This window comes from Duganella caerulea (genome assembly GCF_040362985.1).
Classification (GTDB): Bacteria; Pseudomonadota; Gammaproteobacteria; order Burkholderiales; family Burkholderiaceae_D; genus Rugamonas; species Rugamonas vulcania.
Genome location: NZ_BPWJ01000005.1, coordinates 19190 through 30655, shown reverse-complemented (window position 1 = coordinate 30655; position 11466 = coordinate 19190). Strand labels below are relative to the sequence as shown.

Annotated in this window: 9 protein-coding genes; all 9 read left to right on the top strand. The window is 63.5% G+C overall.

Going from position 1 to position 11466, the window contains the following annotated elements:
- The first annotated feature begins 67 nt into the window (after positions 1-67).
- Positions 68-1219 (top strand): glycoside hydrolase family 88/105 protein, encoded by a 1152-nt coding sequence (locus tag ACUJB0_RS15915; RefSeq protein ID WP_444846080.1) that lies wholly within the window; start codon positions 68-70, stop codon positions 1217-1219.
- 9 nt (positions 1220-1228) lie between these two features.
- Positions 1229-2482 (top strand): DUF2264 domain-containing protein, encoded by a 1254-nt coding sequence (locus tag ACUJB0_RS15910; protein ID WP_444846079.1) that lies wholly within the window; start codon positions 1229-1231, stop codon positions 2480-2482.
- A 1-nt stretch (position 2483) separates the two neighbouring features.
- Complete coding sequence (locus tag ACUJB0_RS15905) at positions 2484-3695, top strand: DUF4861 family protein (RefSeq protein WP_444846078.1); 1212 nt, start codon at positions 2484-2486, stop codon at positions 3693-3695.
- Positions 3696-3922: 227 nt separating this feature from the next.
- Entirely contained in the window at positions 3923-4543 is a 621-nt protein-coding gene (locus ACUJB0_RS15900) for a TetR/AcrR family transcriptional regulator (protein ID WP_117014361.1), read from the top strand.
- 55 nt (positions 4544-4598) lie between these two features.
- Positions 4599-6389, top strand: coding sequence for an acyl-CoA dehydrogenase C-terminal domain-containing protein (locus ACUJB0_RS15895; RefSeq protein ID WP_444846077.1), 1791 nt, complete (start codon positions 4599-4601; stop codon positions 6387-6389).
- A gap of 18 nt (positions 6390-6407) precedes the next feature.
- On the top strand, positions 6408-8807 hold the full coding sequence (locus ACUJB0_RS15890; RefSeq protein WP_444846076.1) for a 3-hydroxyacyl-CoA dehydrogenase/enoyl-CoA hydratase family protein: 2400 nt from the start codon (positions 6408-6410) through the stop codon (positions 8805-8807).
- 57 nt (positions 8808-8864) lie between these two features.
- Positions 8865-9314: a PaaI family thioesterase gene (locus ACUJB0_RS15885; RefSeq protein WP_026334897.1), complete on the top strand. Its 450-nt coding sequence runs from the start codon at positions 8865-8867 to the stop codon at positions 9312-9314.
- A 44-nt stretch (positions 9315-9358) separates the two neighbouring features.
- The gene (locus ACUJB0_RS15880) at positions 9359-10555 is read left to right on the top strand and encodes an acetyl-CoA C-acyltransferase (RefSeq protein ID WP_444846075.1); all 1197 of its coding nucleotides are present in this window, start codon (positions 9359-9361) and stop codon (positions 10553-10555) included.
- Positions 10556-10625: 70 nt separating this feature from the next.
- On the top strand, positions 10626-11405 hold the full coding sequence (locus ACUJB0_RS15875) for an enoyl-CoA hydratase (RefSeq protein ID WP_444846074.1): 780 nt from the start codon (positions 10626-10628) through the stop codon (positions 11403-11405).
- The last annotated feature ends 61 nt before the right edge of the window (positions 11406-11466 follow it).

The window sequence follows — 11466 nt, the reverse complement described above, 5'->3', positions numbered from 1 at the left end:
TCATGGTTCCGGGCATTTATGCCGAAGGTGGCGGTCCCGCGCCTTCGGCCCTTTTTTACATGACACTATGAACCTAAAAAAATACGCGCAAGGATTGCTGCTGGTGCTGGCCGTCACGCTGGGCGGCTGCGCCACGCCGGCAAAGGATGGCGCGCCCATCGACGCCAGCAGGGCGGAAGTGGTCGCCATCATCGACCAGGTCAACGGACACTGGCAGCGCAGCACGCCTGCGCAGCAGTGGGCGTTCTGGCACGTGGCGGCCTATCAGACGGGGAATATGGCGGCCTACCAGGTCACGCACAACGAGGCCTACCGGCGCTACGCCGAAGCCTGGGCCGAGCACAACCAGTGGATGGGCGCGCGCTCGCCGGACAAGAGCCGCTGGCAACACACCTACGGCGAGACCGACGATCACGTGCTGTTCGGCGACTGGCAGATCTGCTTCCAGACCTACACCGACCTGTACAAGCTGGCCCCCGATCCGCGCAAGATCGCCCGCGCCCGCGAGGTGATGGAATACGAGATGAGCACCGCGCGCGACGATTACTGGTGGTGGTCCGACGGCCTGTACATGGTGATGCCGGTGATGACCAAGCTGTACGGCGTGACGGGCGACCGCCGCTACCTGGAAAAGCTGCACCAGTATTTCGAGTACGCCAACAGCATCATGTACGACCCGGTCGAGCACCTGTACTACCGCGACGCCAAGTATGTCTATCCCGCGCACGCCAGCGTCAACGGCAAGAAGGACTTCTGGTCGCGCGGCGATGGCTGGGTGTTCGCCGCGCTGGCCCGTGTGCTGGACGAACTGCCGGCCGACGATCCGCATCGCGCCGACTACGTGGCCCGTTTCAAGGACATGGCGCAGGCGCTCAAACGCGCCCAGCAGCCGGAAGGCTATTGGACCCGCAGCCTGCTCGATCCGCAGCACGCCCCGGGACCGGAGACCAGCGGCACCGCTTTCTTCACCTACGGCTACCTGTGGGGCATCAATCACGGCGTGCTGGCGCGCGACGAATACCTGCCTGTGGCGCGCAAGGGCTGGCATTACCTGAGCAAGGTGGCGCTGCAACCTGACGGCCGCGTAGGCTATGTCCAGCCGATAGGCGACCGCGCGATACCGGGCCAAGTGGTGGACCAGAATTCGACCGCCGATTTCGGCGTCGGCGCTTTCCTGCTGGCGTCGGCGGAACTGGTACGCTTGCTCGATCAAAAATAAGGAGACACGATGGAACGTCGCAACTTTATGCAAGCGGTGCTGGCCGGCACGGCTGCCACCGGATTGATAGGCACCGCAGCCGCCGACAGCGCGCCTGTGGCCGGCGGCGAGCGCGCCTACATGGCCGGCCTGTTGCAGCAGATGGCCGAGCCGGTGCTGTCGAACATGGCGCAGGGCAAGCTGAAGAAAAACTTCCCGCTGGAGCTCAGCCCGACGTGGGACGGCCGCGATCCCGGCGTCGCCTATCTTGAGTGCTTCGGCCGCCTGATCGCCGGCGCCGCGCCCTGGCTGGCATTGCCGGACGACGGCACGGCCGAGGGCAAGACACGCCATCGCCTGCAACAGCTGGCGCTGCAAAGCTACACCAACTCGGTGGACCCGAAGAACCCGGATTACCTGCTGTGGAAAGGGCCGGGCCAGACGCTTGTCGATTCGGCCTACTTCACCAACGCGCTGATGCGCGCGCCGAAAGCGCTGTGGGATCCGCTGGAAAAAATCACCAAGCAGCGCATCATCGCCGAGATCAAGAGCCTGCGTCGGATCGAGCCGCCGTACATCAACTGGCTGCTGTTCGCCGCGATGAACGAAGCCTGGCTGCTGTCGATCGGCGAGGAAGCCGATCCGCTGCGCATGAACGTGGCCATCCGCAAGATCAACGAATGGTATGTGGGCGACGGCTGGATCAAGGATGGCGAGTCCTTCCACTTCGACTACTACTGCTCGTACGTGATGTATCCGATGCTGCTGGAAATCCTCGAAGTGCTGGTGCGCTGCAAGGGGCCGTTCTGGAACGCCAAGCCGGAGGAGCTGCTGGCGCAGGCGCTGCAACGCACGCAGCGCTATTGCGAGCATCTGGAGCGCTTCATCTCGCCAACCGGCACCTACCCGCCGATAGGCCGCTCGCTGACCTACCGCACCGCCGTGTTCCAGCCGCTGGGCCTGCTGGCCTGGCGCAAGCAGCTGCCGGCCAGCCTGCCGGCAGGACAGGTGCGCGCCGCGCTGCACGCCGTGCACCAGACGGTGTGGTCGGGCCCGAGCAACTTCACCCGCGACGGCTTCCTCAACATCGGCTTCGTCGGCCACCACCCCGAGCTGGGCGACTGGTACTCCAATAACGGCAGCATGTACATCGCTTCCGAAGGCTTCCTGTCGCTGGGCTTGCCTGAGAACGATGCCTACTGGACCGCGCCGGCGCAGGACTGGACCCAGAAGCTGGCCTACTCGGGCCGCCAATTCCCCAAAGACTATCCGGTGAAATACTGACATGCACGCACGTTACGCACTCTTGCTGGCGCTGGCCGGCACCTCCGCCGGCGCGGCGGAACGGCTGGCCATCACGGCCACCCACGAGCTCGACGCGGCCCGCCCGGCCGAGACCATCGCCATCCCGTGGTCCGAGGTCAACAAGGCCCTGCCGGGTGCGCTGCTGCAACGCCTGACCGTGCGCGACGCGGCCGGCCACAGCCTGCCGTACCAGGTGACCAACGTGGCGCCGGAGGCCAAGGACCCGCAGGGCAAGGGCATCGCTTACGGCGAGCTGATCTTCCAGCACGACTTCGCCGCCGGCGAGCACAGCGCCAGCTTCACGGTGGAGAAGAGCGAGTCGGTGGCGCCGCCTTTCCCGGTGCGGGCCTTCGCCCGCTACGTGCCGGAACGGCTGGACGACTTCGCATGGGAAAACGACCGCATCGCCCACCGCACCTACGGCCAGGCGCTTGCCGCGCCCGACACGCAGGGCAGCGGCAAGGAAGTGCTGGTGACGAGCGGGCTGGACATCTGGTTCAAGCGGGTGCGTTATCCCATCGTCGACCGCTGGTACAACAAGGGCCACGACCATTACCACAAGGACGAGGGCGAGGGGCTGGACATGTACGGCGTGGGCACCACGCGCGGCGCCGGCGGCACCGGCATCTGGGATGGCAAGCAGCTCTACACCAGCCGCAACTACGCCAAATGGAAAGTCATCGCCAACGGCCCGATCCGCGCCGTCTTCGAGCTGAGCTACGATGCCTGGGACGCCGCCGGCGCCCGCGTGTCGGAAGTGAAGCGCTTCACCGTCGACGCCGGGCACGACTTCGACCAGATCGACAGCACCTTCAGCTTCAGCGGCCCGGCAAGCCTGACCGCCGCCATCGGCCTCAATAAAACACCGGCCTACGCGCCCCAGGAGCCCAAGGTGGCCGCGACGCCGCTGCCGGCCGCACGCGCGCTGACGCAGTGGGTGACCCAGCGCAGCGCCGGCGATTTCGGCGTGGCCATCGTGCTGCCGTCCGGCGAGCCGGCCTACGCGGCGGACGCCGCCAACGAGCTGATCCTGGCCCCGATCCGCCCCGGCCAGCCGCTGCGCTACTACGTCGGCGCCATCGCCAGCTGGTCCGGCGAGGTGGGCGACGCCGCCGCCTGGCAGCGCCGCGTGACCGCCTTCGCCGCCCGCCTGCGCGCTCCTATTTCCATCCAGCTTCGCCCCCTGCCATAACCCCCGCTGTTGCCGCCCGCTGTCCCCCTGCGGCAACAGCTCATGTTGCACCGCGACAATAGAACGCCACCTCTAACGGTACTGTTTGACATTTACCCCTCGCTGGATAATAGTACGAGCGTTCGCAATTCTTTTCACACGGAGTAAATTCAACTGGAGCAGAATACTCATTTCTCTCCGTGAATGTTACCTTGGGACGCAATCTTATTAATACCTCAACTAAATTTATGCGCAAAGGCGAACTGACCCGCGCAGCAATCCTGGACGTGGCGCTGGACCTGGCCAGCCGTGATGGTCTGGAAGGCCTGACCATCGGATTGCTCGCGGATAAGATGAACATGAGCAAGTCCGGCGTGTTCGCGCACTTCGGCTCGCGTGAAGATTTGCAGTTGGAAGTCCTTAAGCTGTACCACCATCGTTTCGAACAGGAAGTGTTTTTCCCCAGCGTGAAAGAACCGCGCGGCATCCAGCGGCTCAAGTCGATGTTCGCGCGCTGGGTCAAGCGGGTCAGCGTGGAGGTGGCGTCGGGCTGCATCTACATCAGCGGCGCGGTGGAGTATGACGACCGTCCAGGTCCGATCCGCGAAGAGCTGATGGCGATGGTCGGCGCCTGGCAGGGCGCGCTGCTGCGCTGCGTGAAGCAGTGCATCGAATGCGGCGACCTCAAGGCCGACACCGACCCGCAGCAGCTGGTGTACGAAATGTACGGCCTGATCCTGGCCCTGCACCACGATGCGCGCTTCCTGCGCATACCGGGCAGCCTGGGCCGGGCCGGCGTCGGCTTCGAGCGCTTGATCGAAACGTACCGCAATCCGCAAACACCGTCCGCGGTGGTGGCGCAGCAATAACGTAAAACACACTAATTCACATCGTAGTCACTACAAAAGTCATCAGGAGAAAATCATGGGTCAATACGTCGCGCCAATCCGGGATATGCAATTCGTTCTGCACGAGTTCCTGAAAGTGGAAGAGGAACTGAAATCGCTGCCGGACTATTCCGAAGTCGATGCCGACATCATCAATCAGGTGCTGGAAGAAGGCGGCAAGTTCACCGCCGAGGTGCTGTTCCCCCTGAACCATTCGGGCGACCGCGAAGGCTGCAAGCACGACGCCGCGACCCACACCGTGACCACGCCTAAAGGCTTCAAGGAAGCGTACAAGCAGTACGTCGACGGCGGCTGGGCGGCATTGGCCTGCGATCCTGAATTCGGCGGCCAGGGCCTGCCGGTGGTGCTGAACAACTCGTTCTACGAGATGCTGAACTCGGCCAACCAGGCATGGACCATGTACCCAGGCCTGTCGCACGGCGCCTACGAGTGCCTGAAGGAACACGGCACCGACGAACAGAAGAAAGTCTACCTGCCGAAGCTGGTTTCGGGCGAGTGGACCGGCACCATGTGCCTGACCGAACCGCACTGCGGCACCGACCTGGGCATGCTGCGCTCGAAAGCGCTGCCACAGGCCGACGGCTCCTGGCTGATCACCGGCAACAAGATCTTCATCTCGGCCGGCGAGCACGACATGTCGGAAAACATCCTGCACCTGGTGCTGGCCCGCGTGCCGGACGCGCCGGAAGGCTCGAAAGGCATCTCGCTGTTCCTGGTGCCTAAGTACCTGCCGAAGGAAGACGGCTCGGTCGGCGAACGCAACCCGATCACCTGCGGCGCCATCGAAGAGAAGATGGGCATCCACGGCAACTCGACCTGCCAGATGAACCTGGACGGCGCCAAGGGCTGGATCATCGGCCAGCCGAACAAGGGCCTGAACGCAATGTTCGTGTTCATGAACGCGGCCCGCCTGGGCGTGGGCATGCAGTCGCTGGGCCTGACCGAAGTCGCCTACCAGAACGCGCTGATCTACGCCAAGGACCGCATCCAGATGCGCTCGCTGTCGGGCGTGAAGAATCCGGAAATGCCGGCCGATCCGATCATCGTCCACCCCGACGTGCGCCGCATGCTGTTGACCGGCAAGGCCTACGCCGAAGGCGCGCGCGCCTTCACCTCGTACGTCGCGCTGCAGATCGACCGCGAACTGCACCATCCGGACGAAGAAGTGCGCAAGGAAGCCGCCGACGAAGTCGCGCTGCTGACCCCGATCGTCAAGGCCTTCATCACCGACAACGCCTGGATCGCCACCTCGGAAGCGATGCAAGTGTTCGGCGGCCACGGCTACATCTCCGAATGGGGCATGGAGCAGTACGTGCGCGACGCCCGCATCAACCTGATCTACGAAGGCACCAACACCATCCAGTCGCTGGACCTGCTGGGCCGTAAGATCCTGGGCGACAACGGCGCCAAGCTGCGCAAGTTCGGCGAGAAGATCAAGGCCTTCGTGGAAGAGAACGGCACCGACGAAGCGATGAGCGAATTCGTCACCCCGCTGGGCGACCTGGGCGACAAGGTCACCAAGCTGACCATGGAAATCGGCATGAAAGCCTTCCAGAACCCGGACGAAGTCGGCGCGGCATGCGTACCTTACCTGCGCGTGGTCGGCCACATGGTGTACAGCTACTTCTTCGCACAGATGGCGAAAATCGCCCTGGCCAAGGAAGACAGCGGCGACAACTTCTACAAAGCCAAGCTGGCCACGGCGCGCTTCTACTTCGCCCGCCTGCAGCCAGAAACTGCAACCCTGATTCGCCAGGCACGTTCGGGCTCCGCCAACCTGATGGCTCTCGACGCCGACCTGTTCTAAGAACCTAGAGGAAACGACATGACCAATTTCATCGTTAAAAAAGTAGCCGTGCTGGGCGCCGGCGTGATGGGCGCGCAAATCGCCGCTCATTGCGTCAACGCCAAAGTGCCAGTCGTACTGTTCGACTTGCCCGCAAAAGAAGGTCCGAAGAACGGCATCGTGCTGCGCGCCATCGAGAACCTGAAAAAACTGTCGCCTGCACCGCTGGGCAACAAGGACCACGCCGCGCTGATCGAAGTAGCCAACTACGAAGACGACCTGGCCAAGCTGGCCGAGTGCGACCTGATCATCGAAGCCATCGCCGAGCGCATGGACTGGAAGCACGACCTGTACAAGAAGGTCGCTCCGCACATCGGCGCCAACGCGATCTTCGCCTCGAACACCTCGGGCCTGTCGATCACCAAGCTGTCCGAAGGCTTCGACGCCGACCTGAAATCGCGCTACTGCGGTGTGCACTTCTTCAACCCGCCGCGCTATATGCACCTGGTAGAGATCATCCCGACCGAGTTCACCAAGCCGGAAATCAGCGACCAGCTGGAAGGCTTCCTGACCACCACCCTGGGCAAGGGCGTGGTTCGCGCGAAAGATACGCCTAACTTCATCGCCAACCGCGTCGGCGTGTTCGGCATCCTGGCGATCGTGCACGAAGCCGAGAAGTTCGGCCTGTCCGTGGACGTGGTCGACGACCTGACCGGCGCCAAGCTGGGCCGCGCCAAGTCGGGCACCTTCCGCACCGCGGACGTGGTCGGCCTGGACACCATGGGCCATGTGATCAAGACCATGCAGGACTACCTGCCGAACGATCCGTTCGCCGCCGTCTACAAGACTCCTGCCGTGCTGGCGGGTCTGGTGGAAAAGGGCGCGCTGGGCCAGAAGACCGGCGCCGGCTTCTACAAAAAAGTTGGCAAGGAAATCCAGCGTCTGGACTTCGCCACCGGTGAATACGTGGCCGGCGGCGCCAAGGCTGCCGACATCATCGCCCGCATCCTGAAGGAAAAAGATCCGGTCAAGAAGATGAAGGCCCTGCGCGAATCGACCAACCCACAAGGCCAGTTCCTGTGGGCGATCTTCCGCGACGCTTTCCACTACATCGCGATCCACCTGGACACCGTGGCCGACAACGCGCGCGACATCGACTTCGCCATGCGCTGGGGCTTCGGCTGGAACGTCGGCCCGTTCGAAACGTGGCAGGCCGCAGGCTGGTCGCAAGTGGCCCAGTGGGTCAAGGAAGACATCGAAGCCGGCCACGCACTGTGCAACGCACCGCTGCCAGCATGGGTGTTCGAAGGTCCGGTCGCTGAAAAAGGCGGCGTCCACACCGCTGAAGGTTCGTGGTCCGCAGTATCGAAATCGTTCGTGCCGCGTTCGTCGCTGGCCGTGTACGACCGTCAGCAGTTCCGCGCGCCGGTACTGGGTTCGGGCGAAGCCAATGGCCGTACCGCCGGCACCACCGTGCATGAAGACGACGACGTGCGCCTGTGGCACTCGGGCGACGACGTGCTGGTGATCTCGCTGAAAACCAAGATGCACGTGATCAGCCCAGGCGTGATCGCCGGCTTCAAGAAGGCACTGGCCGAAGCCGAGAAGAACTTCAAGGGTCTGGTGATCTGGAGCGCGGACGCGGCCGACGGCGGCGCGTTCTCGGCCGGCGCCGACCTGCAATCGGCACTGCCTGCGTTCATGCAGGGCGGCGCGAAAGCGGTCGATCCGATCATCAAGGAACTGCAAGACACCTTCATGGCGATGAAATATTCGAACGTGCCGGTGGTGGCTGCCGTTGCTGGCCTGGCGCTGGGCGGCGGTTGCGAAATGGCGCTGCACGCATCGAAGCGCGTGGCCTCGATCGAATCGTACATCGGCCTGGTGGAAGTGGGCGTTGGCCTGATCCCTGCGGGCGGCGGCTTGAAGGAAGCGGCAGTGCGCGCGTTCAAGGAAGCCAAGGGCACCGACATCCTGCAATTCCTGAAGACCGGCTTCACCAACGCGGCCACCGCGAACGTGTCGAAATCGGCTCTGGAAGCGCAAGCCATGGGCTACCTGAAGGAAGACGACGTGATCGTGTTCAACCCATACGAGCTGCTGCACGTGGCCAAGGTGGAAGCGCGCGCCATGTTCGACAAGGGCTACCGCGCGCCGCTGAAGGCGCCGGTGCAGGTGACCGGCCGCTACGGCTGGGGCACCATCAAGGCCCAGCTGGTCAACATGCGCGACGGCGGCTTCATCTCGGCCCACGACTTCAAGCTGGGCGACATGATCGCCGAGATCGTGTCGGGCGGCGACATCGACCAGGGCTCGTTCGTCAGCGAACAGTGGCTGCTGGACATGGAGCGTAAAGCCTTCCTGGAGCTGCTGAACCATCCGAAGACGCAGGAACGCATCATGGGCATGCTGCAGACCGGTAAGCCAGTCCGCAACTAAGAGCGTATGTCGATCCTGAAACTGGTATTCAAAGTTTTACTGCGCGTGAGGCCTAGCATGGTGTATGACCGTATCAAGCAACAAATGATGGACACCTTGCCCTTCGTGCGCCTGCTGGGGATCAGGATCGACGAGATCGGCAGCGGCACTTCGAAAGTGTCGATGCCGGAAGACCCGAAGCTCAATAACCACCTGGGCACGCAGCACGCCGGGGCCTTGTTCACGCTGGCCGAAACGGCTTCCGGCGCGGCCATGGCTGGCGGCTTCGCGGAGCTGATCCTGGGCTTGCGCCCGGTCGCCAAGGAATCGCGCATCCAGTACCAGAAAGTAGCCAAGGGCGCCACCCGCGCCGAAGGCCGCGTCCCTGGCGACCTGGCCGCGCTGAAGGCCGAGCTGAAAGAGCAGGGCAAGGTGGCGTTTCCGGTGGAGGTCGACATCTTCGACGCCGCCGGCACGCTGGCCGCACAGGTTCAAGTGGATTGGTATTTATCCGAGAAGCGGGCGTAATCGTTCCGCATAAGTCTTCGATCAAAAATTTTCGAAAGAACAAAATGAGCAAACAAATTCAAGACGCATACATCGTCTCTGCCACCCGCACCCCGATCGGCAAGGCGCCGCGCGGCATGTTCAACAAGACCCGCCCGGACGACCTGCTGGTGCGCGTGCTGCAATCGGCCCTGGCGCAAGCGCCTGGCCTGGATCCGGCGCTGATCACCGACGCCATCATCGGCTGCTCGTTCCCGGAAGCGGAACAGGGCTTCAACATCGCCCGTCAATCGGTGCTGCTGGCCGGCCTGCCCAAGACCGTTGGCGGCGTGACCGTCAACCGCTACTGCGCATCGGGCATCACCGCGCTGGCCATGGCCGCCGACCGCATCCGCGTTGGCGAAGCCGATGCGATGATCGCCGGCGGCGTTGAATCGATGTCGATGGTGCCGATGATGGGCCATCACCCATCGATGAACCTGAACATGTTCACCGACGAGAACGTCGGCATGGCATACGGCATGGGCCTGACCGCTGAAAAAGTGGCGACCCAGTGGAAAATCTCGCGCGAAGCGCAGGACGCGTTCGCTGTTGAATCGCACCGCCGCGCCATCGCCGCGCAGCAGGCCGGTTTCTTCAAGGACGAGACCACCCCGGTTGAAATCATCACCCGCACGCCTGACCTGGCGACCGGCGAGATCAAGGTCAAGACCCGCACCGTCGATACCGACGAAGGCGCACGTGCCGATTCGACCGTGGAATCGCTGTCCAAGCTGAAGCCAGTGTTCGCCGCCAAGGGTTCGGTCACCGCCGCCAACTCGTCGCAGATGTCCGACGGCGCCGGCGCGCTGCTGGTCGTGTCGGAGAAGTTCCTGCGCGAGCACAACCTGACTCCGCTGGCCAAGTTCTCGTCGTTCGCTGTTAAAGGTGTTCCACCGGAAATCATGGGTATCGGTCCTAAATTCGCGATTCCTGACGCGTGCAAGGCCGCCGGCATCACCCAGGACCAGCTGGACTGGATCGAGCTGAACGAAGCGTTTGCCGCACAGGCACTGGCCGTGATCGGCGACCTGGGTCTGGATCCAGCGAAGGTCAACCCGATGGGCGGCGCGATCGCCCTGGGCCACCCGCTGGGCGCGACCGGTGCGATCCGCGCCGCGACCGTGGTGCACGCACTGCGCCGCAACAACCTGAAGTACGGCATGGTGACGATGTGCGTCGGCGCCGGCATGGGCGCTGCGGGCATTATCGAACGCGTGTAAACTGAGCACGGAATCATAAAGAAGGGCGCTGCGGTTCAACCACGGCGCCCTTTAATCATTTGGAGATCACATGGATATTTTGAGCAGCAAGACCAACGGCGTGCTGACGCTGGAATTCAACCGCCCCGAACGCAAGAACGCCATCACCTCGGCGATGTACCAGAGCATGGCCGACGCCATCAACGAAGCGGAGCAGGACGCGGCCGTGCGCGCCATCCTGATCGTCGGCAAGCCGGAGATTTTCACCGCCGGTAACGACCTGGAAGACTTCATGAAGACCTCGCGTCCGACCGACGGCTCGGGCATCGAAGAGCGTTCGGTGTACAAGTTCATGATGGCGCTGAGCGGTTCGACCAAGCCGGTGGTGGCCGCAGTGGCCGGCGCGGCGGTCGGCATCGGCACCACGCTGCTGATGCACTGCGACCTGGTCTACGCTGCCGACAACGCCAAGTTCTCGATGCCGTTCGTGCAGCTGGGCCTGTGCCCTGAATTCGCGTCGAGCCTGCTGCTGACGCAAATCGCCGGCTACCCGCGCGCCGCCGAGAAGCTGATGCTGGGCGAAGCTTTCCTGGCACAGGAGGCGCTGGAGATGGGCCTGGTGTCGAAGATCGTGCCGGCCGCTGAGCTGCGCGCGTTTGCCGAAGGCCAGGCCGCCAAGCTGGTCGCCTTGCCGGCCAGCTCGATCCGCGCCACCAAGCAGCTGATGAAGGCCGCCCGCAAAGGTCCGGTGACGGAAGCCATCGCCGCCGAAAACAAATTCTTCGGCGCCATGCTGGCCGCACCGGAAGCGAAGGAAGCGTTCACCGCCTTCTTCGAGAAGCGCAAGCCGGATTTCACCAAGTTCAATTAAGGTAATGCGGCAGGTCGGGACGATTCAGATTGCCCCGGCCTGCGAGTTGTACCTCCCCCCG